This is a genomic window from Armatimonadota bacterium (assembly GCA_028871815.1).
Lineage (GTDB): Bacteria > Armatimonadota > Chthonomonadetes > Chthonomonadales > Chthonomonadaceae > REEB205.
In genome coordinates this window covers 36935-63559 of sequence record JAGWMJ010000008.1, presented here as the reverse complement: position 1 = coordinate 63559, position 26625 = coordinate 36935, and the positions used below count along the sequence as shown (strand labels likewise).

The following is a 26625-nucleotide window of genomic DNA, read 5'->3' as shown; positions in this document are numbered from 1 at the left end:
CGCAGCCTAAACCTTGAACCGGATGTGCATAACGTCGCCGTCCCGGACGATATACTCTTTGCCTTCCAACCTCGCATGGCCGGCGCCGCGAGCGTCGTCCCAGCATCCGCCGGCCGCTTCAAACAACTCCCACGCAATCACCTCGGCCCGGATGAAACCACGGGCGATATCGGAGTGAATCTTCTCGGCTGCCTGAACAGCTATTGTCCCTTTCGCTACGGTCCAGGCGCGGACTTCGTCATCGCCTACGGTAAAGAAGCAGATCAGCCCCAACGCGGAGTAGGCCTCGCGGATCAACCTGTCGCGCGCTGGAGCCGCCAGGCCCAGCGCCTCCAGAAACTCGCGCTCTTCCGCGGGATTCATCTGAGCAATTTCGGCCTCCAGTTTGCAGCAGAGCGCGGTAAATCCGGCGCCATGCTGACCGGCAAACGCGGAGAGCGCACTGATTTCCGGAGAGTCGGCATCCGCCCCCTCGTCGGTGTTGGCCACCACGATAAGCGGCTTTGCGGAAACGAACGCAAAGCCGCGAAGGCAGCGCTGCTCGTCTTCGGTCATCTCCAGCGTCCGCAGGGCGAGGCCGGCCTCAAGGTGTACCAGCACCTTCAAGAGGGCGTGACGCTCAGCGGCCTCCGCAGGTGACTCGCGCTTCTGAAGGTGACCCTTCTCCAGCCGCTCCAGGCGCGTCTCCACCAGTATCTGGTCGGCGAGCACCAGCTCCTCCATCAGCTGCTGGGCGTCGCGAACCGGATCGGTAGCGGCGCCGGCCGCGTCGCGAAAAGCCCGCACAACCAGCACCAGCGCGTCCATCAACCTCACACCGGCTAGAAAGTCGCCCGTGCCGCGCCCGCCGGACCTGGAGTGCGCAGCAGCCTCAATCCGTGCGGCGCCGTCGGTGATCTCCAGCGTGGCGGGGGTGCGCTTCTTGGGGCTGCAAACGGCCACCGCATGTTCAAATCGGGGATCCGGAACCTGGATGACGGCGATACGAGGCTCGCTGTCTGCGTAAAGATCTACAGAGGAACGCGAAACCGCGTTGTACAGCGTGGTCTTGCCGCTCTGCGGCAGGCCGATGATGCCAGTCTTCATGTTCTATAATAGTAGCACGATGGACGCCGCGCCACAGGCCCCCCGCAAAGCGCTGGTGGCATGCCAACTGGATGACGATCCATCGAGCGAATGGATCACACGCCGAGACGCGATTACCCGGCTGGCCGCCGTCGTAGGCACCGCTGCGCTCGGCGAGGGCCTTGGCGAGGTCAGTTCGATGCAGGTCACGCGCCATCGCGTGCCCGTACGCGGGTTGACTGCGCCCATCCGAGCCGTGCAGATCAGCGACCTACATCGCTCCTGGTGTGTGTCGCAGCAGTTTGTGGCACAAGCTGTGGATATGGCGATGGCGCAGATGCCCGCGCTCATCCTGCTTACGGGCGATTTTGTTACCCGCTCGTCGCGCTATATGCCATCGTGCACGCAAGAACTCTCACGGCTGCATGCGCCGCTGGGCATCTATGCGGTCCTCGGCAACCACGATTACGTTTGCGATGACCATACCGGCGCGCCGGTAATTCAGCGGCACCTTCGCGATATCGGTGTGCCGGTGCTCACCAACACCAGTACGCGTTTGCAAAACGGCCTGTGGCTCGTTGGCGCCGACGACTCTCGCGAGGGCTGGCCGGACGATGTCGCGGCGTTCGAAAAGGTGCCTGCAAACGCGCCGGTTATTGCAATGACGCACAATCCGACCTACTTCCGTAAGATGCGCGATCACGCCTGCCTCACAATAACCGGCCACACGCATGGAAGGCAGATCAACATCCCGGGGCTGACGCAACTGATCATCCATAGCGGCACGCCGTGGATCGCAGGATGGTATCGCTCGGGCCTGAGCCCGGGGCGGCTGTATGTATGCCGCGGCCTGGGCGTGATCGGCATCCCGCTGCGCATCAACGCCCCGCCCGAAATCGCGGTCTTCGATCTGACGCCCGCTTAAGCAGCCACTTACGAGGCAAATGTCGCGCCCAAGGCTTGAAGGGCGTCCTGCAGCGTTGCCATTTCGGCGTCGGCGTCTTCGTCATCCAGCGTTCGTTCCGCCGATCTGAGCGTGAACGAGATGGTATACGCTCGCACGCCGGCCGGAAGCGGTGGCCCTTCGTACAGGTCCGTCAAGGCGAAGCGCTCAACCAATGGGCTCGCAGCCTGGCGCACCGCCGCGTCTACCTGCGACCAGCAGACGGCTGTCGGCAGCCGAGGAGCCAGATCGCGGAGGCTGGCTGGAAACCGGGGCACGGGACGCCATCTCGGCGCTGCGGCTGGTACTGCACGGCGGAGCGCGTTCAGGTCAATCTCCACCGCGGCAGCGGCACGGCGGATACCCATCTGGCGCAAGATTTCGGGCTGAATCTCGCCGGCGACGCCGACACGGCTTCCGTCCGCCAGCTGCAGCTCTGCACAGCGGGCCGGCTCCATGAGCCCGCCGCCAAACGGCATCCCACCGCCCCCGGGCTGCTGTACAAACCTCACGTCATCCACCCGCAGCGCTCGGAGCAGTCGCTCGGCGGCGCCGCGCGCCGTGTAGTAATCCGCCGGGCGTTGCCGCATACCGGGATCCCATGCGCGCGCGCCGGGCGAGCCGGAGACCAGAACAGCCGCCCGCAGCGATTCCTCCGGCTGCCATACAGTGCCCACCTGGAAGATCGCCGTTGCGGGCGCCGCATGTGAGGCATTGGCGGCAGCCGACTCCAGCATGCCCTGCAGCAGCGATGGCCGCAGCGTAGAGATCTCCGCCGAGAGGACGTTTCGGAGGTGCAGCCGCGTCGCGCTCTCATCCTCCGATTCCCACGATGCCGGCGCTTCCAGGCTGTGTGTAACGACCTCGCTAAGACCGCACTGCTGCAGCGCCCGTCGTACCTCCATGAGCATAAGCCCCTGTGCGCTGTCACCGCCGCGGCAGGTTACACCGTGTGGAAGCCGCTCGGGTATCTCCCCGTAACCGGCGATGCGGCCGGTCTCTTCGATCAGATCCTCTTCACAGTTCAGGTCGCTTCGCCAGGATGGGGCCAATGCCTCAAGTTCCGCCTCCGACGCCGCGCCACGTGAACGTAGAGTTATGCCAAGTCGGCCCATGCAGTTGACGGCGCGCCGTGCATCCATGGGAATGCCGAGAAGGCTGCCGCAGCGGCCCGGTCGGAAGCGGATCCAGACGGGCTCGGACGCCGCCGCCCGGCAATCAACCATTTCGTCGGATGGCTGGCCGGCGCCAATCTTATGGAGCAGCTCACAGACACGAGCCAATGCGCGCACGGCGCCATCCGGATCGACGCCGCGCTCAAACCGGTACGAAGCCTCCGTTCTCAAGCCCAGCGCCCGGGAGGTTCGGCGCACCGCACGTGCGCCAAAGCTGGCCGACTCCAGCAGAATCGACGTTGTGTCCGGTCCAATCTCTGTATCGCGCCCGCCCATCACTCCGGCAAGTGCAATCGGCGCTTTGCTATCGGCAATCAATAGTGTGCCGGCCTCCAGGCTGCGATGTACGCCATCCAGTGTCTCAAGCGTCTCGCCGCTTTCGGCGGTACGAACCCGGATCGTGTCACCCGCCAGACGTTCCCGGTCGAACGCGTGCATCGGCTGGCCCAGCTCCAGCATTACATAGTTGGTCACATCCACGACGTTGTTGATAGGTCGCATGCCGGCTGCCGTCAGGCGCCTCTGCATGTCGGGTGGGGATGGGCCGACGTGAACATCCGTCACCAGGCGGGCGGCATACCTGGGACAAAGCTCTGGGCATTGAACGCTCACCTGGAAACCGGCAGCCGTACCGGCATGCGCCGGCCCTATGTTCGGCAGCCTTAGTGGCAGCGTCCATATTGCCGCCACTTCTCGAGCAACGCCCAGGATCGACGCACAGTCGCCCCGATTTGGCGTGATGTAGGCGTTCAGTACCTCTCCGTCGACGCCGGGTTCCACGGACTCAATCTCCAGCCCAGCCATCGTAAGGCCGGCGGCAAGCTCCTCCACAGAGATGCCGATTGGAACCAACTCCTTCAGCCAGGTTACGGGTATCCGCATGGTTTAGCCTTCCGCAAACTGCTGCAAGAATCGCCAGTCGTTCTCAAGGTAGAGGCGCAAATCCGTTACGCCACACCGAATCATGTGAATGCGTTCTATACCAAGCCCGAACGCGAAGCCACTGTACTGCTCCGTATCGATGTGGTGAGCCCGGAGAATGTTTGGGTGAATCAGTCCGGCGCCTCCAATCTCCAGCCACCTGCCGCCCCAGCGGATCGAGTAATCCACGCCCGGCTCAACAAACGGAAAGAAGTCCGGTCGAAATCGGACCTCGGTTTCCGCTCCGAACATGGCGCGAGCAAACTCAGCCAGCGTCCCCTTCAGTTCGGCCATGCCGATGCCCTGATCCACCATAAACACATCCACCTGGTGGAACGTGTGGTGGTGGGTGGCGTCCACGGCCTCATACCGGAAGCAGCGCCCAATTGTCGCGATGCGGAACGGTGGGCGTCGCTTCTCCATCACGCGGCCCTGCAGCGCGGTCGTCTGCGTCCGCAGAACGCGGTCACCATCCAGCAAGAAGGTGCTCTGCTCGTCCATCGCGGGGTGGTCGTCAGGATAGTTCAATGCGCCGAAGTTGTACCGATGGCTCTCCAGCTCGGGCCCATCTACAAACTCGAAGCCCATGCCGCCCAGTACCGCCTTGACCTCCTGCGAGACCTGAGTCAACGGATGGAGGGTTCCGCTGTTCATCGGCTGACCGGGGAGGGTGACGTCGATCGTACGCGCCGGCGCGGCGGTTGCAGCGGCGCTCTCCAGCGCCGCACGCCGCTCGGCAAGGAGATTCTGCACACGTTCAACAGCCTTATTGATTGCAGCGCCGGCGCCGGGCCGGTCCTCGGAAGGGAGCATGGCAATACCGCGCCGAAGCGCGTTGATACTGCCTTTGCGGCCCAGGAATTGCGTTTCCACGGCATCGATATCCGCGGCGGAGGCGGCCGCAAGGGCTGCATCCACCGCTTCCTTTTCCAGGCGATTCAAGGTCTCGTCACTCACAGTTCGATGTTCCACCAGCAAAAAGCCCCGCTTCCTGCTGCCACGGCGCGTGACGGCGGGGTATGCGGGGCGTTTGCAATGCGTTTTCTAATAGAAGCCGAGTGGTTACGCCCCCTGACCAGCGGCCTGTAGCTGCAGCGCGCTCGCGGCACGCGCCACGAGCTGCTTAAAGGTCGTCGGATCCTCCACGGCGATCTGCGCCATCACCTTGCGGTCCAGCGCAACTCCGGCTCGATTCAGTCCGGCGATAAAGCGACAGTACTGCATGCCTTCCGCACGGCAACCGGCACTGATGCGGGTGATCCAGAGGCGCCGGAAGTCGCGCTTGCGATTTCGACGGTCCCGGTAGGCATAATTACCGGATTTCATCCACTGCTCATGAGCAGTTTTGAATAGCTTGCGCTTGCCGCCCCAGTAACCTTTGGCGGAAGCCAGAACCTTCTTGTGGCGCTTCCGCACCATCATGCCACGTTTTACGCGCGGCATACTTTAAGCTCCCTCACCCAGCAAAAGGCGCACCCGGCTTCGATCGCTCTTGTGCAGCTCGCCATCTCCCAGCAGGTGCCGGCGTCGCTGCCCGTCCTTCTTGCGCATCAGGTGGTTCAGACCGGTCTTGCCGCGCATAATCTTGCCGCTGCCGGAAATCGTAAAGCGCTTGGCGGCGGTCTTTCTTGTCTTTAGTTTGCTTTTCATGTCACATTCACGGCGCGAACACATCACGAGTGCCGGGCGATATGGAGCCATCCGGCAGGACTCTAAGAATACCCCAATCGTGCCCCGCAACGCGACACGTCAGCTTGAGGCTTTCGGGCTCACAATCATCGTCATAAAACGACCTTCGATGGAGGGTGGCTTTTCGATATTGATCGTATCGCCCATGGCTTGAACAAGTTTGTCCATCAACCGGCGCGCAATTTCAGGGTGCGTGATTTCCCGAGATTTGAACTGTATTGTGATCTTGACTTTATCACCCTCGTCCAGGAACCGCTGCGCTGCGCGCAGTCGCACCAGGAAATCATGCTCGGCCGTAACCGGGCGCATCTTGATGCCCTTGATCTCCTGCTGTTTCTGACGCTTATGCTGATCGCGATCCCGTTTGCCCTGCTCATACTTGTACCGCCCATAATCCATGATGCGGCAAACCGGCGGCATGGCATTGGGGGCCACTTCGATAAGGTCCATGCCCTTCTCTTGCGCCAAATTCAATGCATCGCGGGCTGCCATCACGCCCAGCGGGTTCCCCTCGTCGTCTATCAGACGGACTTCACGGACGCGCTGGTCGCGCGCGCCCCGCAGAATCTGCTCGTTGATGCGAAAGTCTTTGTTGATCGATTCTCCTCCCGGCGAACGGCCCGATTACGGACCATCGCGCGGCGAAACGGCGGTTAGATGTGTCCGATTCGCCACACACGCGGCAGTATACCAAATGGGTGTTTTCAAGTCAACGCGAAACACGGGGAACTGCGTGGCGCGCCTGAAGCGGACGGACATTGTTGACACGCGTTGTGGAACTCACTATAATGCTGCGTGGGTTCGGGCCGTCCAACACCCCGGCCTACCTGCGCATCGGTCATTTGCAAGCACTATGAACCAATTCGCCAACGTCGCGGAGGCGTCTACCGATTGCCCGGCGCTGCAGTGGCGCGTACACCTTCTGCGGCAGCAGCCGCGTAAACTGGTGGTTCTGGCGATGGTGCTTGTTATTGGTTGCAGTTGTGTCTGGTTGATGTTCTCTTCGGTTTTACCGGTACTGGCAGCTGCCGGCCTGCTCGTCGGCTCGAGTCTCGACTATCTACTGCCGATAACGTACCGACTCGATTCCGATGGGGCCTCCGCTCGAACTCTCATCGCCGATACCCGGTTGGGCTGGGGCCAGGTACGGTACTGGCGCTCCAACGCCTGGGGTATCCGCCTCAGCCCGGTACTGCCAACCAATCGACTGTCGCCATTCCGGGGCCTCTATGTGCGCTTCGGAAGCGCTCCAGATGAATTCACGATACGCCAATTCGTGGCCAGCATGGCATCTGCGGAAGGCATTGCAAACCACGATACGGCGGCCGGGGTTGCCCAGTGATCGGCGCGTTTGACTGGGACGCCGACCTACCGGCCGAGCGTCGTGACGAAATGATTGAAGCGATCGCCCACCAGATTCTCAAACGAGGACTGGCCACACCGGCGATTCTGTTGCTGGAAACGCACCGGCCATTGAGCAATATCGCAAGCCAGGCGATGATCCTGGCGTCCGGAATACTGGCGCCAATCTTTGGGCCGCGCAATCTGCAGCAGGCCGCCAAGCTTCTGCAGGATCGCGCCAACATTACCAGACTGATGGACCGCCTTGGAGAGATGACGGATGAACCACGCGAACGACATGGTACGGGTGCTGCTGTCGGTGTTCAGCATCGCGATAATCATGGGGATACTGCTGGCCCGCCGCCGTAACCTCTACATCCGCCGTATCCAGGGCCTTACCGCTATCGACGAAGCCATTGGCCGTGCAACCGAAATGGGCCGTCCCATGGTCTGCACAACCGGCCTTGGAGTCAACGGCGGCATCGAGATCGTTACGCTCCAGGCGCTCTCCATCATCACCTACATTATCCGCGAGTCGGCTCAGTTCGGCGCCCGCGCCATCTGTCCGGTTTTTGACCCGCAGATGCAGCCGGTTACCGAAGAGGCGGTGCGGGATAGTTACATTGCCGCAGGCAGGCCCGAACTCTACAACCCCGACGACGTGCGATTCCTCACGAATCGCCAGTTTGCCTACGCCGCAGCCGTCGCCGGTCTGGTCATGCGCGAGAAGGCGGCCGCTACCTTCCTGTTTGGTTACTACTATGCGGAATCACTGGTGATCGCCGAGGTGGGTCAGCAGGTTGGCGCTATTCAGATTGCCGGAACAACGGCAACAACGCAGATTCCCTTCTTCATTGCCGCCTGTGACTACGTGATTATTGGAGACGAATTCTACGCCGCCAGCGCCTACCTCTCGAGGGAGCCCACTCAACTCGGCAGCCTGGTTGGTCAGGATTTCTGTAAGGGCGTTTTGCTGGCCATTATGGTTTTAGGCTCTCTAATCGCCACCGGCCATGCTCCATGGGGCGAGTGGCTGGTCCATCAGTTCATGCGCAAGTAGAAGGGCGCGAACGCAATGCACCATAACCTGATCTAATATGGAACTATTCACCCCGAAACACGGGTTGGCGCTAATCGCCTGGATGGTTGGCGCCATCCTCTTCTCAGTTGTGGTCACGCTGGCGCTGATGCAAACGCCACAGCGCTACCGGCGATACCTGGTGTTTGGCATCACCTTTCTTGGTGGACTGTTCTTTGTCGTGGAGTTCTTCTGGCCAACGCACCTGCAGGGACCAAAGGGTGCGCAGCATGCCGGTAACTTCCTCACGCCGTTCATTGAACCATTCGGTAACGTCAGTCCGGTGCTCGTAGGTTGGGCGGTCGGTCTTGGACTGGTGAACCTGTGCCAGATCCATTTCAAGCGCGTGGTTCGTGGCGGCGCCGACATGCTCAACAGCTCGGCATTCTTCGCCTCGCTCATCATAATGTTCGTCGTGAACGTGCTCCAGCAGCCACATCAGAACCTCATCAACATCAACGAGAATAAGCTCCTGTACGACGGCGCCCTCCAGTCGCTCGATGCGACAATGTTTTCGCTGATCGCGTTCTATATCGTCTCGGCCGCATACCGCGCATTCCGTGCGCGCAGCGCCGAAGCCACCCTGCTGCTGATAACCGCCGTCGTCGTAATGCTGGGACAGATATCTCTGGGGCAGTTTGTTACGCACTCGCTGCCGGACGCAGGGTTCGTTTCCAGCTTCCGGCTGGAGAATATCCGCAACTGGCTGCTCGTCGTTCCAAACACCGCCGCCGTTCGGGCGATTGCCTTCGGCGTGGGAATCGGCAATCTTGCCGTGGCGCTGCGCGTATGGCTCGGATTGGAGCGCGGCAGCTACTTCGACGGCCAGGTATAAATGGCAAACATCGTCAACAACCTCCAAAGACTCGACCGGCGGTATCTGTATGCACTGCTCATTCTCTGCGTGGTGGCGCCATTCTTTCTGGAGTTCAATCCGCCGGTCTACCCAACCAAGCCGTCGCGCGACCTTTTCAACATGATTCAGTCGCTTCCTGAGCATAGCTTTGTGCTGCTTGGCATCGACTGGTCTGCTGGAACCCGCGGAGAGAACCTCCCCGAAACGGAAGCCATTATGCGGCACCTGATGCTGCGTCACCTGCGATTCGGCATGCTGGCATACTCCGATCCGCAGGGCAAAACCCAGGGCGAGAATGCGGCAATCCGCATTGGGAAGGAGTTTGGTTACCGCGAGGGTATCGATTGGGTGAATATCGGGTTTAAGGTGGATATGAACAACTCGCTGAAAGCGATGGATCTCAACGTTCCCGGTACGTTCAGTACCGACATCCACGGCAACAAGCTCAGCAGCCTTCCGGTAATGGCTGGAGTGCACACGGCAGCCGACTTCAGCGCGTTGATAGATATTACGGCGACAAGCAGTTACCAGACCTACATACAGTTCGTTGGCGGACCGTACCGTCTTAAAACGGGCATTGCTGTCACAGCCGTCATGGCCCCCGAGTCGTTCAACTATCTCGATAGCGGCCAGATCAAGGGCTTGCTTCAGGGCCTTTCGGCGGCCGCGGAGTATGAGACGCTGGTGGAGAACGAGGAGCAGAAGGAGGGCCATCCGCTGCCACCGGAAACCGCAATAGCCACCAAGTTCAACAACTCCTCATCCTTCGCGCACCTGCTTATCATCCTGATGATCATTCTCGGCAACGCGGGAATGCTGATAGAACGTGCGTCGAAACGCCGTGAGCAGGAGGCTTCAGCATGAGAGGATTCTCTCCCTGGCTGGCGGCAACCGCTCCGCACATTCAGATCTGGATCGGCGCGCTCTGTACGATCGGCCTCTATTCGCTGCTCTATCGTGAGAACAAGCTCTACCGTTTCTTTGAACACGTCTATCTCGGGCTTGCCACAGGCTTTCTGGTTGCCAACACATGGACAGATATCATTCGCCCCAAATGGTATCAACCCATGGTGGATAAGGGCATGTGGTGGTACATGTTTGAACTCATGATCGGGTTCTACTACTACTTCATCTTCTCGCGCCGTCACAATTGGATGGCGCGCCTCATCATCGGGTTTTTCCTCGGCGTGGCCTCGGGTCAGGCATTTCAGCAGTTTGCGAACGACCAGTGGCCACAGATTTCCGCCACATTCAAGCCGTTGCTGCCGCACGCCGCGGCTGGTACCGTAAAAGCAGTTACTCCGGGTGACGCGATCAACAACATCATTTTCGTGGTGATGGTGGTGTGCGTCCTGTCGTACTTCTTCTTCTCATTTGAGCATCGGAACCCGGCGATCAAGGTCAGCTCCAGGCTGGGCCGCTGGATGATGATGTTTGCGTTTGGGGCAATCTTCGGTTCCACGGTCATGGCGCGCCTCGCTCTGCTGATTGACCGGATGTACTATCTGGTGTTCAGCTGGGGCGGAGAGCTGGGCGCCGAGACTCACCTGGGCGCCAACGGCAAATACCTTGCGTGTGGCGTTATCGTGGCGTTGGTGCTGCTGATGATCGTCCTATCGAGACGCTATCCCGATGACTTCTCAGCGCCACCCGGTGATAGCGGCGCCGGCGGTGGCGGGACGAGCTGACGGCAATGCACTCGACGACCGGCACCTGGTGGATTGGCTATGCCGCGGAACCGTTTAGCTCAATCAGTTCCATTACGTTGTTCTCGCTATCTCGAAAAGCGGCAACGCAGACGCCGCCCTGCATGGTCGGGGCAAGGTAAAACGCCACGCCACGGGACGTTAGCTCCTTCCACGCCTGTTCCACGCTGGTCACCGCCAGGGTAATGGCTACCGCGTTCATCCGGAACGCGTCGTCCGGCATCGCCTCCGGCGCCGTTCGCAGCGCGACACCTTCTGCAAACAAAACCCATGAGCAGGTTTCATCGGCGATCGTGAAGCCGAGCTTATCACAGTAGAACTGCACGGCACGCTCGATATCGGTCACCATTACGGTTGCAATCACGCCCTCAATCTGCACGATCTGTTGCCGCCTTTCGACTACCCATGGAGATTACCGAAGCCATCCGCCAGTATCTGAGCGCACTGAGATTCGAGCGCGGCATGGCGACGAACACCCAGAATGCCTACCGCCGCGATCTTGCTCAGTTCGCCGCCCTTTGCACCGTCCGGGGCGTGGCTGCCACGGACCGACTGGGTGAGAGTGACGCCCTGGCATGGGTGGAGCATCTGCGCTCCCGTGGAGCGATGGCCGCCACTATGCGGCGCAAGGTGGTGGCCGTTCGATGTTTCGCGCAGTTTCTGGTTGCGGAGGGCCTGGCAGAGCGAAACTTCTGCCAGTTTCTGGAGGCTCGGGGCTTCGGCATACCGCTCCCGAGGGTTCTCACTGCGACGGAGGTCTCTGCGCTGCTGCGTGCGCTCGAGCCTTCGGACCGATGGTACCTGCGCGATCGCGCTATCTGCCTGCTGCTTTACGCCACGGGCTTGCGCGTCTCCGAGCTAGCCGGCCTGGCGCCGCATGACCTGGACCCGGAAGCTTCCACTGTGCGATGCCTGGGAAAGGGTGGAAAGGAGCGCGTAGTACCCGTTGCGCCTGCCGCTATACAGGCCGTAGATGCGTGGGCGATGGATGCCGGTGAACGGCCCGGCGCCCAGCAATGGCTGTTTCCCAATCAGCATGGCGGACCGCTGTCGCGCCAGCAGATCGGCGAAATACTGCGTCGCGCCGGCATCCGCGCCGGCATTCGGCAGCGCGTTACGCCGCACGTGCTACGCCACACCTTCGCCACGCACCTGCTGGATGGTGGCGCCGGACTGCGGGTTATTCAGGAACTCCTTGGCCACGCCAGCATCACCACCACCGAGATCTACACGCACGTCTCGGAAGATCGCCTTCGAGCCGCCTACCGCGCGGCCCACCCGCGGGCCTGAGATCTCAGGCTCAATTGCGCGAGCGTTTCACCCAGCCGGCCAGCCACTCATCGTCCTGCCCCATCGGCCGGAACCGGATCGCCACTTTACCGGCGTCGGCTCTATGCTCGCGGCGCTCCTCCAGCCGGGCTATCTGGCGCCGCAGCAGCTCCGTCTCCATAACCAGCCGCAACTCGGCATCGGCCGTCTCAAGCAGCTTCTGTTTTACCGCCAGCGCCAGTGGCGAGATTGCCGCTATGCAGTACGCCAGCCGGTCTGGTTCATCCGGGAGATCAATCGGCGGAATGGAGAGTGACGCCCGTTCCGCCAGCAGCTTCAGGTAGGTGGAAAACAACTCCACGGCCGTTGCCAAAACGTCCGGCGCCACGTCGCCATGGCCGTACACATCCACGAGGTCTTCAACGCGCCCCGTCAGGTAACCGGCGTCGGCAACCGAGTAATCCAGCAGCCGGAACCGGGATTCTCCCGCCGCCACTACGGTCAGCCGTCCGTCGTCGAGGCGTTCAACCGAAACAATCCGCGCCGTGCAGCCGGCATCGTGCGGCACGGCGGGCTGACCGGTCTCTTCGCCGTCCCGAATGAGTACCACGCCGAAGGGTGCCCCGGAGTCCATGCACTCCTGGATCATCCGCTTGTACCGGTCCTCGAAAACGTTGAGCTGAATTGTGAACTGAGGAAACAGGACGCAATTCAGCGGAAACAGACGAAGGCTGTAGATACGGCGGTTCGGCTCAGTCTCCATGGCGTGTGACCGGCTTACCTTTCGGCGCGATACGGGTAACCTCCTGCGCCGTTTTCGGCACGGCATCACGGCTTCCGCAGTCGGGCAATGAAGAAGGCATCCATCCCTCCGCGGTGCGGCCATGTGCGCGCAAACCCCAGGTCCCCAGTTCGGATTTGGCCACCGATCGCCGCGGCGGCTGGAGCGTCCAGCAGGCGCGTGTGCCGTATCGACTCGGCGACATCCTCGATTTCCAGGCCGCTGCTGCGCGCACCATCGATCACGATCGCTTCATTCTGTGACCGCTCAACCGCGCACGTAGCGTACACAACCGCTCCGCCCGGACGCACGAGCAGGGCGGCTGCGCCAAGCATGGCCCGCTGCACGGGCTCATACGGCGTGTTGACAGTTCGCCAGCGTGCATCGGGCGAGCGCCGGATAGCTCCGGTACCGGTGCAAGGCGCATCCACCAGCACGATGTCGGCGCAGCCGGCAAAACGCGTCAACTCACCGTTCAGCTCCGCTTCGGCCACAGAGGTGCAGCAGGTGCGGATGCAGGTTACACCGGCAGCCTGCGCACGCTCGCGAAGGATCTCCAGCCGCTTTGGAGCGATGTCCACAGCAAGGATCCGGCCCGAATTCTGCATCATGGCGGCCATTGCCAGCGCCTTGCCTCCCGCGCCGGCGCCGATCTCCACCACAAAGTTGCCCGGACGGCATGCGGTCGCAAGCGCAACAAGCTGGCTGCCCTCGTCTTGCCATGCGATTTCGCCGGCTGCATCCGTGGCGGCGTCGTTTGATGGGCGTTTCTCACGCCAGACTCCCCACGGACTGATCGCCGACGCCCGCATTACGGGGTGCCTCTCGAGCCACGACGATCGGTTTGTCTTTAGCGTGTTGACCCTGGCCATAACCGGCGCCGCCAGATTGAATGCGGCGGCTGCGGCAAGCGCTTCCGGCCCAAGCAGCGCTTCAAGCTCTCCAGCCAATCCGTCCGGCATTGAGTGCGTGACTCGTAACGCGTCAGCAGGCGCCTCGATGCCGGGCAGCGTCGCAAGGGCAGCGGGTAGGCCCGGCAGCCAATACTCACCGGCCGATCCGGCAAAGTCGAAGCCTTCACACGCAAGCCACAACTGGATGTGCGCCAGAGGTGTCTCGCCAAGCTGCAGGCGCTGTAAAACCCAGCGCTGGCGGCGCAGCATCCTCGCCGCACCAAATACAGCGTCACCCACCGTGCGGCGCTCTCTCGAGTTCAGGTATCGTCGTTCGCGTAGCGCTCGGGCGACCAGCCGATCAAGTGGAGGCTGACTCGCATCTTCCAGCCAGAGTCCCAACAACTCTGCGGCGGCGGCCAACGCGCGCGGCGAGACCGGGCGGAGGGGCGGATTTGACTCGGAGATCACCGGTTGGTCCTCAAATGGAAGGCGGAATGTTCGCGTCGCTGCGCCACCGCAACTTCCGGCTTATGTGGTTCAGCCTTCTGATCTCAAACAGCGGTACGTGGCTGCAGAGTGTGGCGCAGGACTACGCGGTTTACCAGCTTACGCACCGCGCCATCGACCTCGGCTATGTCAACGCGGCGAGGGCAGTGGCGCTCATCGGGTTGTCGTTCTTCGGCGGCTCGCTGGTCGATCGCTTTGAAAAACGCAAAGTGCTTATAGTTACACAAACGCTTTTCGGACTGTGCGCCATCCTTCTCGGTGCGCTGGTCGCTGCGGACCGGCTTCAGGTTTGGCATGTGGTGGTGGTTTCGTTCGTAACCGCCGCGCTGCTGGCGGTCGATCAGCCCGCCCGCCAGGCCCTGCTGCCGCATCTGGTGCCGCGCGAGCAGTTTGCCAATGCCATCGCGCTGAACTCCATTACGTTTACAGGTGCAGCCGCACTGGGACCGGCGATGGCCGCTCCCGTGGTTCACGCGTTCGGCATGGCCTGGGGATTCTACCTGAACGGGCTCAGTTACCTCGCCGTCATCGGTGCGGTGTGGGCGCTGCGCGTCCACGAGGGCCTGGCGTCAGAGAATCCTTCCGTTATCCGGAACGTGGGAGCGGGCCTTCGGTATGTGCGCGACTCGCCGGGCATCCTTCTGCTGGTCAGTCTGCTCGCCGTCTTAAGCTTCTTTGCAACGCCATACCAGAGTCTTCTGCCGGTGTTCGCCGTTCGTCTCTTTCACGGCGGTGTCGCGACTCTGGCGGCGTTGCGCACGGCGCCGGGAATCGGCGCGATTGCGGGAGGGTTTCTGGTTGCGTGGCTGGCGTCGATTCGTGGCAAGGCGTGGATCTCGCTTGGTGCGGGCTTACTGTGTGGCGTTATGCTGGTGGCGTTCTGCGCCGTCCGGAGCCTTGAGCCGGCTCTACTCCTGCTGTTTCTTGTTGGAACCGCCGGCGCTGTGGTTAATGCAACCATCCAAACCCTGATGCAGCACCTCACCAGTCACGAGATGCGTGGACGGGTTATGAGCCTTTTTACCATCTCGGTAATCGGGATGTGGCCGCTCGGCGCGCTGCCGATGAGTTGGCTGGCCGACCGGTGGGGCGTAGCCGCAGCCACCGCAGCCGGCGCGTCGGTGGCCGCGCTCTACGCGGCGCTTGTGGCCGTTACGGGGCGGCGCTTGGTAAACCGGATCGACGCGCAAGCCACTCTATGATCGGCCCGACATGGCCGCTATAACAGCTACACTCACGATATCAGCGATGACCATGGCCACGACGAGACACGCACTTCCAATCAGGCCGGCAAGAACAATCACGCCGGCCGCAGTACCGCTGGGTATGGAGTGAAGCGTCGAAACGCCGATAACGAGCACGGAGAGCATCCAGATGCCGAAAGCCAACTCCAGCACGAGAGCAATCCCAAATAAGGCCAGCACGCTCGCGATGGAGCCGGCGTTGGGCAGTGTGCCGCCCGATGCCGCAATAGGCGGCGGCGCACCCGGTCCCGTGGTTGTGGGTGGCGCGTATGCACCGGTAATCGGCGGCGGCGTCGGAAACCGTCCGGGCATAAAGCCGGGTGACATCGGCGAGAACACGGCGAACAATAACATGATTACGGCCATCGGTGCCCCGACCGCCGTGGCATAAACGTAAGCGCGGAATGTGCTGTCCAGGCTTGCAGTGCTGCCGAACCATCCCGCAACCATGTGGAGAATCCGCGCCGATATGTGCGTGAAGACAACCGCGAACAGGTACAGCACGGGTACGCCGAGTATGAGGATGCCCACTGCGAGAGGCCAGCCGAAGAGCTTGCCATAGTTAATCGCAGACGTCGGTATTGATATAATGGCCAGCAGGAGAATCATCGCGCACGGCGCCTTGCGCCCTTCGCGACCGACCTGCTGCATGAAGAATGCATTTGGGCCGGTGATCACGCTCCAGATATCGCGTGCGGCCTGGCGAAGGTCGAACGAGTCCTCCACGTGCGGCTGACTGAGGTAGGTCGGCATCCCTCCGGGTTGAGCGCCGTATGGCTGTGCGATGCCGGCGGGAACCTGGTTCGGCAGCGCGCTGGGTTGCTGCGGCGCGGCCTGCGAATGCGTCGGCGCTCCGATCTCCATGACAAGCGCTTGCGCCGCCGTGTGCGTCGGCTCGAGCATAAGAGCCTGCTCTGCTGCCTGGCGCGCCTGCTCCAGCCAACCGGATCCCCGCAGATACAGCGCTAGTTGATACCTCGCCTCGGCACTGCCGGGCGCAAGCTGAACGCAGCGAGTTTGCGCGGTGACCGCCTCTGTTTGCCGCCCGAGTTGCGCATAGCATGCAGCAAGGTGCGAAACCGCTCCGACGTCGTCCGGCGTCTCGCGAAGCGCCTCTTCAAATCCTGCCGCAGCTCCGGCAAAGTCGCCGGCGGCGTAGGCGGTCAGCGCCGCGTCCATGGTGACGGACATGGAATCACCTCCCTGGTTCTGCCGCTCGCCCCAGAATGCGTGCGCTCGGCCGGTCTCAACCCGTCGTCCACACTCTCCACCGGTATTTGGCGTTAGACGCTGTTATTCCTGCATCCGGGGGGCGCAGCGGCGTGTGACGGCTTTTACCTCAGCCGCACGACGCGGTCATCGGAACGCAGATCCCTCTGCTTTTGCAGATCGTGGATGGTGGCGCAAAGGTAACGGTTTTCGTCAATGGTAAAGTCGATCCGCAGCCGCGCTTGCGGACCTGAGCCCGGAGGCGCCAGGCGCAGGGCATCACCCTCATTGAGCGTAATCACGCATTCGCTCTCTTCCGGACCTTGAGGCACCCAGTATTCGTTGCCGTTCATTCGGCGTCGCCAGGGAAGCGAGACACGACCACCGTAACCGACTTCGCACACCGGCAGGCGAAACAGGGTTTGGCCGTCGGTAACCGCATAGTAACGGGTCTCGAAAGGGTTCGGCGTGGGATACCCGGTACCGCGGTGCACCAGCCGCTCGTATTCCGCACGCTGATCGTTGTCGTTGTAGACGCGGATAGCGTAGTCATGATGCACAATCTGGTCCACGGTATAGCCGGCGCCGAAAACCGCGGCGCCTTTGACCACCGCCTCAAACGGTTCCCAGTAGTGGACGCGCTGGCTGCCAAATCGTCGCTCGAACAGATCCCGGATGCCCGGCAGCAGCGTTGAGCCGCCAACCAGCAGAACGGCGTCGAGGTCGGCTTCAGAAATCTGGTGCCGGCAGTCGTCCAGCGTTGCCTCGGTGAGCGTATCCACGGAGCGGTAGAGACCGTTGGTATCGAGCAGGGCCAAAAACTCCTCGCGGGTAACCTCAATACGCAGGCCACCGGGAAGCAGAAAGTAACCGCAATCCGATATCAGCGCCTTTACGCTGAGATCTTTCTTGATCGCTTCGGCCTGCGCGCGCATCCGCGGACGAAGTGTATCCTGATGTGCATCGAGGCGGCTGCAGCCGAGTTCGGCCAGCCACTCATCCACCGTTTCGCCACCAAGATTGAGCCCCCGTGCGGCCAGTAGGGTTGCCCGGTCACTGGCGCCACCGGAGCCGTCTCGGCTGCCGGATGGGTGTGTCCGAACGATCGCCAGATCCAGCGTTCCACCGCCGAAATCCACCACCATGATGTGCTTTTCGTTGGCCAGGTCCACACCGTAACCCAGTGCGGCGGCCACCGGCTCATCCAGGGTCTGGAAGCGTGAAACTCCAAGGCGCCGCGCGATCTGCGACAGCTCGGCCCGGTAGGGTTCGTAGCTCTCTACCGGCACTGTCATGGTCAGATCGGTGACCTGACCCTCCTTGCGCCACCATCGGAGCAAGCGCATCAGGCGCTCTCTGCGGGTGCGATTCGGATCGGCATGCTCGCGCTCGTATTCGCGCGTCACGTTGAGCAATTGCTGCAAAAATGCGGTTGCGCACTGTCGCGCCGATATCGTCTCGGCCCCCACCTGCGCCACAGTCTGCTGGCTGGCTCGCGCCAGGGTCTTCTTGAACGAACGCGCCAGCGGGCCGCGGGGCCCCAGGTCGGCCGCAGGATCTATTTCACGCGCGGAAAGCGCCGGCTTGCCGATGATGACGCGGTTTACATCCTGAAAGTAGACGACGCTGGGCACCAGCGGCGTGTTCCAGGTCAGCTCGTACTCCGCCACTTCGTCCAGCGCAATGGTGGTGGCATGGGTGCCCGACCACTTCGCGATCAACGTGTTGGTGGTGCCGAGATCGATTGCCCAGTGTGTCTCCATACTTCAGGTTGCGATAGGTTCTATTGACCGGTTCGGGCGCCGCGTCGGCACGTGCGCGCCGGTTGCAAGGCGCGGCGATCGAATGATGGTGGAGGTACAATTCGCGCTAAAAGCCGGATTAACCTGCGTGGCGAACGTGGCCGCGGAAGTATGTTGTACCCGGCAGGCGCGCCTCATTCGGCGTTTAGTGCAGTAGGGCCGCATAGTGGCCGCGTATCACCGGACGAATCTGAATGCTCTCAGCGCAACCTCCAAACGACACGATTCGCGCCGAAACACCGCCGGTTATCTATCCAGCAGCCCTCGCTGACGCCGGCATCATTGCTCAGATTTCGGTGGATGCGTTCCCGCAACTGTTCCGTTCCCTCTACGGGCGCCGCTCAACGGAGCGGATCGTTGCCGCGCAAACGGCGCTTTATGCTGCGGGAGTTCTGGATCTGGCGCGATATCGGGTCGCCGCGCTCTCCGGCGCGGTCGTGGGGGTATGTGCACACAATACAACGGGTGAAATCGGCGCAGCCACGTTCCGCACGATTCTGAGAACGGTGCGGCCGCACCTGTCGTTTCCCGCGGCGCTCCGCGCAGCCATAGGCGTGAGCACAACGCTGGCAGTGGTGCCACGCCGAATACCCTGTGCGCCCGATATCCTCTACATCGAGGCGCTTGCGGTTACGTCGCACCTCCGCAGCCACGGAATCGGCACCTCGCTGCTGCGTCATGCCGCCGCGACGGCCGTAACCGCCGGACGACCACGCCTGTCCCTCCATGTGATGCGAGACAACAACCGCGCCTATGCACTCTATCGACGGTTTGGGTTCATCGACTGGAAAGACCCGCCACAGGCGCAGTGGATGACGCACGACTCGCGGTTGATGGTTCTCAACATAGAGCCGCATCACATGATGCTGCCGCCCGGCTCGGCGGGCCGGTGAACTGGAATAGCTTCTGCACCGAGCAGTACCCGCTCGATCTTCCGGGCACGCTGGCAGGTGGTCAGGCGTTTCGCTGGCGCCGCGACAGCCGCGGAACATGGTGGGGCGTCATCGGCGCCGGGGTAGCGGCCCTACGCGAACAGCCGGACGCGGCGCCTCGGCAAATCCTCTGGCAGACGTTCCCCGAACGCGATGACTGGCCTGCGTTGAGCCGGTATCTGCGGCTTGACGAGGATCTCCATGCGCTCTACGCCTCCTGGCGCTCCGATGAGCATCTCGGCCCTGCTTCCGGCCGCCATGCCGGACTTCGGATTCTCCGCCAACCTCCGCTCGAGTGTCTCTTTGCGTTTCAGTGCGCCGCCGCAAACACGGTGGTGAAGATTGAACGCACAGTGGCACGGCTCGCGGAGCGATATGGCGAGCGCATCGTTACAGAACTGACCGACGAGCCATGGCCGTTTTATGCGTTCCCGACGCCTGCGGCGCTGGCGGAAGCCGATGAGGGAGACTTACGCGCCGATCTGTGGGGCTACCGGGCGCCACGAGTTATTGCTGCGGCGCATTCCCTGCTGCAGCGAGATGCCGGCTGGCTGGATGCCCTGCAGTCGGCTCCGTGGGGCGAAGCGCGCACCGATCTCATGCAGTTCTTCGGCATCGGACGCAAAATCGCCGATTGCATCGCCCTGTTCGGGTTGGGCTGTGATGAGGCCGTGCCGGTCGACACGCATATACTCCGAATCAGCATCGAACTGCTGGGCTACCGAAGTGCGGCGAAATCGCTCACTCCAACCGCCTACCAGGAGATCGGCGATCTCTGGCGCCGGCGCTACGGAAACCGCGCCGGTTGGGCACAGCAGTACCTCTTCCTGGATGCCCTGCAGCGGTAACCGGGCGCGCCTGAAAGTATAATGAGGATGGAGCGTACGAATGCCGCCACTCTCACTCTTTAACACCATGACGCGCGCCATAGAGCCGCTGACGCCGGCCGATCCGCCACAGGTCCGCCTCTACTGCTGCGGACCCACGGTGTACAACTACGCCCACATCGGCAATCTGCGGACCTACATTTTTGAGGACCTGCTCCGCCGCACGCTGAAGTTCAACGGCTTCGACGTCCACCATGTGATGAACATCACCGATGTTGGTCACATGACGACCGATGCGGACGCCGGCGACGACAAGATGGAGGTTGCGGCGCAGCGCGAACATAAGTCACCGTGGGAGTTGGCACGGTTTTATGAAGAGGCGTTCTTCCACGATACATCCCTACTGAATATAGAACGGCCCGACGTAACGCCGCGTGCCACCGAGCACGTGCCCGAGATGATCGCACTCATTGAACGCCTGGAGGCCAATGGCTGCACCTACGTCACCAGCGAAGGCGTCTACTTCGATACAAGCCGAGACGAGGATTACGGAAAGCTGGCGCGTTTGCAGCTCTCCGAACAGCGCCAGGGCGCGCGGGCCGAGGTCGTAGAGGACGTTACCAAGCGGCATCCCTCCGACTTTGTGCTCTGGTTCCTCAACAAGCCCACGCACATCATGCATTGGCCAAGCAAGTGGGGCGAGGGGTACCCCGGCTGGCATATCGAGTGCTCGGCCATGTCGATGCGTTACCTGGGAGAAACTTTTGACCTGCACTGCGGCGGCGTCGACCACATCCCCGTGCACCACACCAATGAAATAGCGCAAAGCGAATCGGCCACGGGCCATCCGTTTGTCAACTGCTGGCTGCACGGCGAGTTTCTGTTGATGGACAGCGAGAAGGTTTCGAAGTCGAAGGGCGGATCGGTCAACACGCTGCAGTCGCTGATCGACGCCGGTTACGATCCCCTGGCCTACCGGTATTTCTGCATGCAGGCTCACTACCGTTCGCGGCTGAACTTCAGCCTGGATGCGCTGGATGCGGCCACCACCGGCCTGCGGCGCATCTACTCGCTGTCGCCGGAGTCGGACACACTGGCGCGCGGTCGCGAAGACTGGATGGAGGCGCGGCAGGAGGTTCTGGATGCCATCAACCTGGACCTTGGCATTCCCACAGCCGTCGGTTTGCTGAACGGCTACGGCAGCTTTTCGCTGTGGCGGGAGTTCGATCCAATTCTGGGTCTGAAGCTGGACGAGCGGAAGCACCAGTCGGCCGAAACCCTCCCACCGGAAGCGCAGCGCATCCGTGAGCAACGCGCGGCCGCCCGTGCCGCGAAGGACTGGAAGCTGAGCGACGGCTTGCGCGACGAGCTGATTGCTATGGGATATGAAGTGCTGGATTCGGCGGATGGTGACATCGTACGCCGGAAGTTGATCTGAAGGGCCCTCGGGAGATCTCCATCGTGTTCGACTACCGGAAGAGGATTGCGGCGGCACAGCGCGCACTGCTCGACAGCGGTGCGGGGTTGCTGGTCGTGGCGCCTACCGACCAGATGCGCTATCTCATCGGATGGGCGGAAGGCGGACACGAGCGGCTCATTGCGCTGCTGCTGCCGGCCGCGGGCGAGCCGGTGCTGCTGGTACCCTCGATGAACGCTCGGGAAGCGGCCGCCAATCCGGCGGGCGTCGATCGCGTGGTCGGCTGGGACGATGGTCCACAGTGGTACGGGCAGGTCCGTGATCTGCTGAACGAGTGGGGCGCGCCGGGCGCCGCCATGGCAGATGACGAGCTGCTTGCGGTCCACCTGCTGCACCTACAGCGTCTCTTTCCCGCAACGCGCTGGCAGCCGGCCGGAGAGTTGCTCGCGGGGCTGCGGCAGTTGAAAACGCCGGATGAGCTGGCTGCGCTCGAGCAGGCGGCGCGTGACATCGACGCGGTCTGTGAGGAGTCTCTCGCCGGGTTGCGCGAGGGAGTTACCGAGCGGGAGTTTGGCCGCGTGATTCTGGATGGGATTGCTCGTCGCGGCAAAGGACCATCGTTTTCGCCCCTGGTCTGCTTCGGCGAAAACGGCGCGCACCCGCACCACCTCAGCGGCGATACCCGGCTGAAACGCGGGGATGTGGTGATTATCGATATCGGTTCTGCCGATACCGGCTATGCCTCCGATATCACCCGAACGGTAGCGTTCGGCGAGCCGCGGGATCCCGGCGCTAGCGAGGTGTATGCCACCGTCTACTCCGCGCACATGGCGGCGCGATCCACTGCCCGACCGGGCACTTCGGCCGAACAGGTGGACTCCGCCGCCCGTGAGGTGATCCAACAGGCCGGCTATGGCCCCCAGTTCCTGCACCGGACTGGCCACGGCATTGGTCTATCCACGCACGAGCCGCCTTATATCGTGCAGGGCAATTCAACCGTGCTGCAGCCATCGATGTGCTTCAGCGTGGAACCCGGTATCTACCTGCCTGGCCGCTTTGGAGTGCGCATCGAGAACATCGTGACGGTCACGGAAACCGGGAGCCGGAGTCTGAATGCCGAGCCGCCGGCCGAACTGCGGATCGTTGAACCTGTGTGAGGCTCGGCCCTCGGCCGATGGAAAGCGGAAGTAAAGATGCCCGAAGATGTAGAGATCAGTATCTGGGATGATGGTCCGTACGAAGTCAACGGACCGTTCACGATCAAATGTGAGGACGGCCGGCTGGTCGTGATTGAGCCCGGTGAGCCTTGCTTCCTCTGCCGCTGCGGCGGATCCAAGACCAAGCCGTTCTGTGACGGCTCGCACGATGACATCGGGTTCCGCGGACCGGTGGTGGCGCCAACGTGCGCTCCGGGGTCGGACTAGCCGGCCAATCCGGCGAAACCCAACGCGCCGAGCAGGCACAGGGCCAGTACAGCCGCGCCGCTGTCGTTGGTGTGGACGCCGTCGGTGGTGAGCCGGAACGCCGGATTCGATGCTACGCCCGCCCGGATCGCCTGCAGGAATGCGCCGTGGGCATCGGCCAGGTAGGTACCGTGTTCGTCAGCCAGCGACCGGATCGCCTCCACGTAGCCACGTAATCTGGCATTGCGCGCGTTATCCGGATTGTCGATATCCTCTCCGATTACCGTTGGCGTGATGAGCACAGGTTCTGCGTCGGTGCTTTCTCGCAGCATGGCGAGCATCTGCCGCACACAGAGAGTGTAGGTGTCCAGCTGTACGCCGCGCGGGCCCGAGCCATCCGGTGAGGTATCAGTGAAACCGTGCCAGACATCGTTGATGCCGACGCTGATGGTTACTACCGCGGGCCGGCGTTCCAGAACGTCACGCTTGAACCTCTCCAGCATGTCGGGAGCGCGATGGCCGCCGATGCCAGCGTTCACAACGCTCACGTTGCGCTCGGGGTAGCCGGCCGCAATCAGCGCGGACATCAACGGAACGTAGCCCCGAGCATCTTCGGTGATGCTGTCGCCCAGGCATACGAGCCGGCTGTTCCGGCCCATCAAGAACCCATCTGCAACCTGTACAGCCATCCTCAACTCCTATCGCAGCCGTGTCAGGCTGCACCGATTCCTTTACGCGCAGCGGAATTCCTTTGTGTGCCGCGTAAACGTTTGCATCTCGCTCCGCCATCCAGGGAGGCGCATACGTCAGCCGGAGCGATCTTTCGCTTCGCTCAGGGTGCCGGTTGGCGGCACGCAGATTGGCCCGGATCAAGCGTTATCGCACGGACGGTAATGCGTCACATAGGTGTCATTACCGATCAGCACCATGCAACTGCGAGCCTCCGCATGCAACCGATGCGGCCTGTGGGACCAATGGCTGGAGCGTCGTCGCCGATTGATTGCTGCTCGCCGGCCGACGATGCGTTGGCGCCGCGTGAGGCAAATCGTCGTCGTACATCCCAAAGGTCTCATCGGTCCTATTCCGGGAGAGCCGGCCTGGCGCCGCCGCCGGGCAAAGTCATGCCGGAACCGGTTTTCGTATATAATAGTGTGCCCAAAGCGTTTGAGAGGTGATCCGAGATGAAACAGGGAATCCATCCCGAATACAAACTGGCCCATGTAACGTGCCAGTGCGGCAATACGTTTGAGACGCGTTCCACGAAAGATACCATCAAGCTGGAAATCTGTTCGGCGTGCCATCCGTTCTTCACAGGCAAGCAGAAGATCGTTGACACCGAGGGTCGCGTCGAGAAGTTCCTGCAAAAGTACAAGCTGCGCAAACAGTAGTGGCCCCACCGGTAACTTCCATGCGCCGCCGGCGCCTGCAGGCCGATTGGCCGGGGCGCCGCGGCGCTTTCGTTTTGCATGACTGCGGCAGAAACGCCCGAGATGCCCACGCCTGACGGATCGGTAAAACAGGAATATCTTCTCTATGGCGGTCAGGCCGTAATAGAAGGCGTGATGATGCGCAGCCCCGGCCACTTCGCCGTGGCGTGTCGCGCGCCGTCGGGCGAGATCGTGCTGCGCGGTGAGCCGATCGACGCTACGTGGCTCGCGAAGCTGAAGTGGCTGCGCCGGCCGCTGCTTCGCGGTACGCTGGCACTCATCGATGCGATGGCGCTCGGCGCGCGCGCGCTCAAGTTTGCATCGCGGGTCCAGCTCGGACAGGAGACGGGCAGCGAGCCGGAGGGCAGTCCTTCGGTCATATCAGCCGCCCCGAACTCAGGCAAATCGGCCGAGGGTAACCGATTGAGCGATGTGGCGATCGGCGGCACGCTGCTGTTCAGCTTTCTGGCCGGCGCCGGCCTGTTTGTAGCGCTGCCCACGCTGCTGACCGGAGTTGCCCACCGCGCCGGTCTGTTCGGCGCGCATGGCGCCGTTTCTCGATACGAGCTCAACGTGTCGGATGGCATTATCCGAATGTTGACGTTCTTCGCCTACATCCTGCTGATCTCGCTGCTGCCCGGCATTCGTGAAGTCTTTATGTATCACGGGGCTGAACACAAGGCGATCAATACGCTGGAAGCAGGCAAGGAGCTAACGCTGCAAAATGCCGAAGCCGCCAGCAGGATCCATCCCCGGTGCGGTACCAGCTTCATTTTCGTGGTGCTGCTCATCAACCTCGTGCTGTATGTGGTGCTCCCGCGCCCGGTCTGGTACCTGCGCATACCGCTGCATCTCGCTATTGTGCCGCTGGTAGCCGGCCTGGCGTACGAAACGATCAAGCTGGCGGGCCGGTTTCGGAGCAGCTTCGTGGTGATGACGCTGCTGGCGCCCGGAATGTGGTCGCAGTACCTGACAACGCGCGTACCGAGGCCCGACCAGATTGAGGTGGCTCTCATGGCCCTGCGTGCGGTGATGAAAGCGGAGGCTGCGGTCCCGGGCCCAACGAGCGTGGAGCCGGCGTTGGCCGTACAGGCGAGCTCCCTCTAGTCTGCGCGACGCGCCGGTGCGGCCTTCCCGAACTGCTTCTCGAAGAAGGCGCGGATATCAAACAGCGCGTTGGGATTGAGGATGTGGCCCGATTGCCAGCGCTCCACATCGGCATGGCCGTGCGAGTCCGCGGCAGCCACAAGCGCCGCCGAAGACTCCGGCGGTATCACCTGGTCCTGGTTCGCCACTATCATCATCAGTGGCCGCGGCGCGATCCGACCAATATAGTGGATGGGGTCGGTTACGCCGGCAATCATCTCCACTTTGCGCATAACGGAGGGCGTGGCCTTCTCGGGCCAATACGATTTCAGCAGCGGATAACGGTCGATGTGTTTCACCACGTTCACAAAGCCGCCGCCCGGCACGGCCAGGCATACGCAGCTGACCCGCCGGTCCACGCCACCAAACACGGCGCCAAGCATTGCGCCCTGGCTGAATCCGAGGAAGCCGATGTGCTTCGGCGCGATGTCGGATCGACTGTCGAGATAGTCCACGGCCCGGCGGAGATCGACCACAGTCTGAACCCATGCATCCCGCATCCGGTACGAGTCCGGCATGTAAACATTTCCGCTCACTCCGGGCTTGCGCCGGTCTCCACAGTACTGCGTGTCGATGGAGAGCGCCGCATATCCCTCGCGGTTGAGCATCTCAGCGGCCCACTGGATGTAGGAGGAGTCTTTGTTTCCGCCGGAGCCGTGCAACAATATCACGGCGGGCCACGGGGCGACGAAACCGACCGGCAGCGAAAGGATTGCCGGCACGCGCTGATCATGGACGCTGTCGTAGCTCAACAGATAGCGCGTATGGGTTGCCGTTGCATCCATCGGCTTGAGCGTCGCGTTCAGCGGCAGCGAAGCGTCGTAGGCGTATAGGGATAGGCGCATCGCCTGTATCGCCGTGGCGGGAGGGGGTGCGGATTGGCAAACGGCGGACGCCGGCGCAGCAAGCATGGCGGCGGCAAAGGCGATCAGTTTTAGTCGGTTCATGGTTACTCAGCGCGCCGGTTACCGGCTCGCCGCTCTATTGTACC

At 62.2% G+C, this 26625-nt stretch carries 29 protein-coding genes; 15 read left to right on the top strand and 14 right to left on the bottom strand.

The features are described 5' to 3' along the window. Positions 1-6 precede the first annotated feature (6 nt). Positions 7-1086, bottom strand: coding sequence for a YchF family ATPase (locus KGJ62_10605; GenBank protein ID MDE2127030.1), 1080 nt, complete (start codon positions 1084-1086; stop codon positions 7-9). On the opposite strand from KGJ62_10605, the gene KGJ62_10600 reads away from it, so the two are divergent. Next, positions 1085-1990, top strand: coding sequence for a metallophosphoesterase (locus KGJ62_10600; protein ID MDE2127029.1), 906 nt, complete (start codon positions 1085-1087; stop codon positions 1988-1990). The two genes, KGJ62_10605 and KGJ62_10600, sit on opposite strands and share 2 nt — an antisense overlap. 8 nt (positions 1991-1998) lie before the next feature. Here the strand turns inward: KGJ62_10600 and pheT are convergent, their stop codons facing one another. From pheT to infC, 5 genes are all read right to left on the bottom strand, one after another. Beyond that, positions 1999-4065, bottom strand: a complete 2067-nt coding sequence (pheT, locus tag KGJ62_10595) for a phenylalanine--tRNA ligase subunit beta (GenBank protein ID MDE2127028.1) — start codon at positions 4063-4065, stop codon at positions 1999-2001. Positions 4066-4068: 3 nt separating this feature from the next. Next, positions 4069-5061 carry a phenylalanine--tRNA ligase subunit alpha gene (gene pheS, locus KGJ62_10590; protein ID MDE2127027.1) on the bottom strand — a complete coding sequence of 331 codons (993 nt, stop codon included), beginning with the start codon at positions 5059-5061 and terminating at the stop codon, positions 4069-4071. Between the two features lie 105 nt (positions 5062-5166). Continuing rightward, positions 5167-5547, bottom strand: coding sequence for a 50S ribosomal protein L20 (gene rplT, locus KGJ62_10585; GenBank protein MDE2127026.1), 381 nt, complete (start codon positions 5545-5547; stop codon positions 5167-5169). Between the two features lie 3 nt (positions 5548-5550). Then, the gene (rpmI, locus tag KGJ62_10580) at positions 5551-5754 is read right to left on the bottom strand and encodes a 50S ribosomal protein L35 (protein ID MDE2127025.1); all 204 of its coding nucleotides are present in this window, start codon (positions 5752-5754) and stop codon (positions 5551-5553) included. Positions 5755-5853: 99 nt separating this feature from the next. Further along, positions 5854-6390: a translation initiation factor IF-3 gene (infC, locus tag KGJ62_10575; GenBank protein ID MDE2127024.1), complete on the bottom strand. Its 537-nt coding sequence runs from the start codon at positions 6388-6390 to the stop codon at positions 5854-5856. A 256-nt stretch (positions 6391-6646) separates the two neighbouring features. Between infC and KGJ62_10570 the strand changes: the two genes are divergently transcribed. Beyond that, positions 6647-7135 (top strand): hypothetical protein, encoded by a 489-nt coding sequence (locus KGJ62_10570; GenBank protein ID MDE2127023.1) that lies wholly within the window; start codon positions 6647-6649, stop codon positions 7133-7135. 26 nt (positions 7136-7161) lie between these two features. Here KGJ62_10570 and KGJ62_10565 read toward each other — a convergent pair whose 3' ends face one another. Beyond that, entirely contained in the window at positions 7162-7476 is a 315-nt protein-coding gene (locus KGJ62_10565) for a hypothetical protein (protein MDE2127022.1), read from the bottom strand. On the opposite strand from KGJ62_10565, the gene KGJ62_10560 reads away from it, so the two are divergent. Genes KGJ62_10560 through KGJ62_10545 form a run of 4 tightly spaced genes read left to right on the top strand, consistent with a single transcriptional unit; the run spans position 7415 to position 10756 of the window. Further along, on the top strand, positions 7415-8194 hold the full coding sequence (locus tag KGJ62_10560; protein ID MDE2127021.1) for a hypothetical protein: 780 nt from the start codon (positions 7415-7417) through the stop codon (positions 8192-8194). The two genes, KGJ62_10565 and KGJ62_10560, sit on opposite strands and share 62 nt — an antisense overlap. A 37-nt stretch (positions 8195-8231) precedes the next feature. After that, on the top strand, positions 8232-9047 hold the full coding sequence (locus KGJ62_10555; protein ID MDE2127020.1) for a hypothetical protein: 816 nt from the start codon (positions 8232-8234) through the stop codon (positions 9045-9047). Then, entirely contained in the window at positions 9048-9932 is an 885-nt protein-coding gene (locus KGJ62_10550) for a hypothetical protein (protein MDE2127019.1), read from the top strand. Then, positions 9929-10756: a hypothetical protein gene (locus KGJ62_10545; protein MDE2127018.1), complete on the top strand. Its 828-nt coding sequence runs from the start codon at positions 9929-9931 to the stop codon at positions 10754-10756. The genes KGJ62_10550 and KGJ62_10545 overlap by 4 nt, the downstream gene beginning before the upstream one ends. A 37-nt stretch (positions 10757-10793) precedes the next feature. On the opposite strand, the gene KGJ62_10540 is transcribed toward KGJ62_10545, so the two are convergent. After that, the gene (locus KGJ62_10540; GenBank protein ID MDE2127017.1) at positions 10794-11153 is read right to left on the bottom strand and encodes a VOC family protein; all 360 of its coding nucleotides are present in this window, start codon (positions 11151-11153) and stop codon (positions 10794-10796) included. Between the two features lie 26 nt (positions 11154-11179). On the opposite strand from KGJ62_10540, the gene KGJ62_10535 reads away from it, so the two are divergent. Then, the gene (locus KGJ62_10535) at positions 11180-12064 is read left to right on the top strand and encodes a tyrosine recombinase (GenBank protein ID MDE2127016.1); all 885 of its coding nucleotides are present in this window, start codon (positions 11180-11182) and stop codon (positions 12062-12064) included. Between the two features lie 10 nt (positions 12065-12074). Here the strand turns inward: KGJ62_10535 and KGJ62_10530 are convergent, their stop codons facing one another. Both KGJ62_10530 and KGJ62_10525 read right to left on the bottom strand, forming a co-directional pair. Further along, complete coding sequence (locus KGJ62_10530) at positions 12075-12806, bottom strand: LON peptidase substrate-binding domain-containing protein (protein ID MDE2127015.1); 732 nt, start codon at positions 12804-12806, stop codon at positions 12075-12077. A 65-nt stretch (positions 12807-12871) separates the two neighbouring features. Continuing rightward, positions 12872-14188, bottom strand: a complete 1317-nt coding sequence (locus tag KGJ62_10525) for an RsmB/NOP family class I SAM-dependent RNA methyltransferase (GenBank protein ID MDE2127014.1) — start codon at positions 14186-14188, stop codon at positions 12872-12874. A 26-nt stretch (positions 14189-14214) separates the two neighbouring features. Here KGJ62_10525 and KGJ62_10520 point away from each other — a divergent pair, with 26 nt between their 5' ends. Continuing rightward, entirely contained in the window at positions 14215-15429 is a 1215-nt protein-coding gene (locus KGJ62_10520) for an MFS transporter (protein ID MDE2127013.1), read from the top strand. Here KGJ62_10520 and KGJ62_10515 read toward each other — a convergent pair. Together KGJ62_10515 and KGJ62_10510 are read right to left on the bottom strand one after the other, a co-directional pair. Continuing rightward, positions 15424-16662, bottom strand: coding sequence for a tetratricopeptide repeat protein (locus KGJ62_10515; GenBank protein ID MDE2127012.1), 1239 nt, complete (start codon positions 16660-16662; stop codon positions 15424-15426). The two genes, KGJ62_10520 and KGJ62_10515, sit on opposite strands and share 6 nt — an antisense overlap. A gap of 143 nt (positions 16663-16805) precedes the next feature. Continuing rightward, positions 16806-18443 carry an Hsp70 family protein gene (locus tag KGJ62_10510; GenBank protein MDE2127011.1) on the bottom strand — a complete coding sequence of 546 codons (1638 nt, stop codon included), beginning with the start codon at positions 18441-18443 and terminating at the stop codon, positions 16806-16808. Positions 18444-18676: 233 nt separating this feature from the next. On the opposite strand from KGJ62_10510, the gene KGJ62_10505 reads away from it, so the two are divergent. From KGJ62_10505 to KGJ62_10485, 5 genes are read left to right on the top strand one after another with little or no spacing between them, the layout of a single operon-like run. Continuing rightward, the gene (locus KGJ62_10505; GenBank protein ID MDE2127010.1) at positions 18677-19375 is read left to right on the top strand and encodes a GNAT family N-acetyltransferase; all 699 of its coding nucleotides are present in this window, start codon (positions 18677-18679) and stop codon (positions 19373-19375) included. Next, a complete protein-coding gene (locus tag KGJ62_10500; GenBank protein MDE2127009.1) occupies positions 19372-20262 on the top strand; it encodes an 8-oxoguanine DNA glycosylase in 891 nt (296 codons plus the stop codon). Before KGJ62_10505 ends, KGJ62_10500 begins: the two co-directional genes overlap by 4 nt. 40 nt (positions 20263-20302) lie before the next feature. Then, positions 20303-21679, top strand: coding sequence for a cysteine--tRNA ligase (cysS, locus tag KGJ62_10495; protein ID MDE2127008.1), 1377 nt, complete (start codon positions 20303-20305; stop codon positions 21677-21679). A 23-nt stretch (positions 21680-21702) separates the two neighbouring features. Further along, the gene (locus tag KGJ62_10490) at positions 21703-22815 is read left to right on the top strand and encodes an aminopeptidase P family protein (GenBank protein MDE2127007.1); all 1113 of its coding nucleotides are present in this window, start codon (positions 21703-21705) and stop codon (positions 22813-22815) included. Between the two features lie 36 nt (positions 22816-22851). Then, positions 22852-23082 (top strand): CDGSH iron-sulfur domain-containing protein, encoded by a 231-nt coding sequence (locus KGJ62_10485; GenBank protein ID MDE2127006.1) that lies wholly within the window; start codon positions 22852-22854, stop codon positions 23080-23082. On the opposite strand, the gene KGJ62_10480 is transcribed toward KGJ62_10485, so the two are convergent. Beyond that, positions 23079-23750: an SGNH/GDSL hydrolase family protein gene (locus KGJ62_10480; protein MDE2127005.1), complete on the bottom strand. Its 672-nt coding sequence runs from the start codon at positions 23748-23750 to the stop codon at positions 23079-23081. The two genes, KGJ62_10485 and KGJ62_10480, sit on opposite strands and share 4 nt — an antisense overlap. Before the next feature lie 492 nt (positions 23751-24242). Between KGJ62_10480 and rpmE the strand changes: the two genes are divergently transcribed. Both rpmE and KGJ62_10470 read left to right on the top strand, forming a co-directional pair. After that, positions 24243-24449: a 50S ribosomal protein L31 gene (gene rpmE / locus KGJ62_10475; GenBank protein MDE2127004.1), complete on the top strand. Its 207-nt coding sequence runs from the start codon at positions 24243-24245 to the stop codon at positions 24447-24449. A 78-nt stretch (positions 24450-24527) separates the two neighbouring features. Continuing rightward, positions 24528-25595: a DUF1385 domain-containing protein gene (locus KGJ62_10470; GenBank protein MDE2127003.1), complete on the top strand. Its 1068-nt coding sequence runs from the start codon at positions 24528-24530 to the stop codon at positions 25593-25595. Here the strand turns inward: KGJ62_10470 and KGJ62_10465 are convergent. After that, positions 25592-26581, bottom strand: a complete 990-nt coding sequence (locus KGJ62_10465) for an alpha/beta fold hydrolase (GenBank protein ID MDE2127002.1) — start codon at positions 26579-26581, stop codon at positions 25592-25594. The genes KGJ62_10470 and KGJ62_10465 overlap by 4 nt on opposite strands. Between the last annotated feature and the right edge of the window lie 44 nt (positions 26582-26625).

Excerpts from the sequence above, each read along its gene's own strand:
- KGJ62_10600 (MDE2127029.1), top strand. The coding sequence starts at position 1,085 with ATGTTCTATAATAGTAGCACGATGGACGCCGCGCCACAGGCCCCCCGC.
- KGJ62_10605 (MDE2127030.1), bottom strand. The coding sequence starts at position 1,086 with ATGAAGACTGGCATCATCGGCCTGCCGCAGAGCGGCAAGACCACGCTG.
- pheT (MDE2127028.1), bottom strand. The coding sequence starts at position 4,065 with ATGCGGATACCCGTAACCTGGCTGAAGGAGTTGGTTCCAATCGGCATC.
- rplT (MDE2127026.1), bottom strand. The coding sequence starts at position 5,547 with ATGCCGCGCGTAAAACGTGGCATGATGGTGCGGAAGCGCCACAAGAAG.
- rpmI (MDE2127025.1), bottom strand. The coding sequence starts at position 5,754 with ATGAAAAGCAAACTAAAGACAAGAAAGACCGCCGCCAAGCGCTTTACG.
- KGJ62_10570 (MDE2127023.1), top strand. The coding sequence starts at position 6,647 with ATGAACCAATTCGCCAACGTCGCGGAGGCGTCTACCGATTGCCCGGCG.
- KGJ62_10560 (MDE2127021.1), top strand. The coding sequence starts at position 7,415 with ATGAACCACGCGAACGACATGGTACGGGTGCTGCTGTCGGTGTTCAGC.
- KGJ62_10565 (MDE2127022.1), bottom strand. The coding sequence starts at position 7,476 with ATGATTATCGCGATGCTGAACACCGACAGCAGCACCCGTACCATGTCG.
- KGJ62_10555 (MDE2127020.1), top strand. The coding sequence starts at position 8,232 with ATGGAACTATTCACCCCGAAACACGGGTTGGCGCTAATCGCCTGGATG.
- KGJ62_10550 (MDE2127019.1), top strand. The coding sequence starts at position 9,048 with ATGGCAAACATCGTCAACAACCTCCAAAGACTCGACCGGCGGTATCTG.
- KGJ62_10545 (MDE2127018.1), top strand. The coding sequence starts at position 9,929 with ATGAGAGGATTCTCTCCCTGGCTGGCGGCAACCGCTCCGCACATTCAG.
- KGJ62_10535 (MDE2127016.1), top strand. The coding sequence starts at position 11,180 with ATGGAGATTACCGAAGCCATCCGCCAGTATCTGAGCGCACTGAGATTC.
- KGJ62_10530 (MDE2127015.1), bottom strand. The coding sequence starts at position 12,806 with ATGGAGACTGAGCCGAACCGCCGTATCTACAGCCTTCGTCTGTTTCCG.
- KGJ62_10520 (MDE2127013.1), top strand. The coding sequence starts at position 14,215 with ATGTTCGCGTCGCTGCGCCACCGCAACTTCCGGCTTATGTGGTTCAGC.
- KGJ62_10515 (MDE2127012.1), bottom strand. The coding sequence starts at position 16,662 with ATGTCCGTCACCATGGACGCGGCGCTGACCGCCTACGCCGCCGGCGAC.
- KGJ62_10510 (MDE2127011.1), bottom strand. The coding sequence starts at position 18,443 with ATGGAGACACACTGGGCAATCGATCTCGGCACCACCAACACGTTGATC.
- KGJ62_10505 (MDE2127010.1), top strand. The coding sequence starts at position 18,677 with ATGCTCTCAGCGCAACCTCCAAACGACACGATTCGCGCCGAAACACCG.
- cysS (MDE2127008.1), top strand. The coding sequence starts at position 20,303 with ATGCCGCCACTCTCACTCTTTAACACCATGACGCGCGCCATAGAGCCG.
- KGJ62_10485 (MDE2127006.1), top strand. The coding sequence starts at position 22,852 with ATGCCCGAAGATGTAGAGATCAGTATCTGGGATGATGGTCCGTACGAA.
- KGJ62_10480 (MDE2127005.1), bottom strand. The coding sequence starts at position 23,750 with ATGGCTGTACAGGTTGCAGATGGGTTCTTGATGGGCCGGAACAGCCGG.
- rpmE (MDE2127004.1), top strand. The coding sequence starts at position 24,243 with ATGAAACAGGGAATCCATCCCGAATACAAACTGGCCCATGTAACGTGC.
- KGJ62_10470 (MDE2127003.1), top strand. The coding sequence starts at position 24,528 with ATGACTGCGGCAGAAACGCCCGAGATGCCCACGCCTGACGGATCGGTA.
- KGJ62_10465 (MDE2127002.1), bottom strand. The coding sequence starts at position 26,581 with ATGAACCGACTAAAACTGATCGCCTTTGCCGCCGCCATGCTTGCTGCG.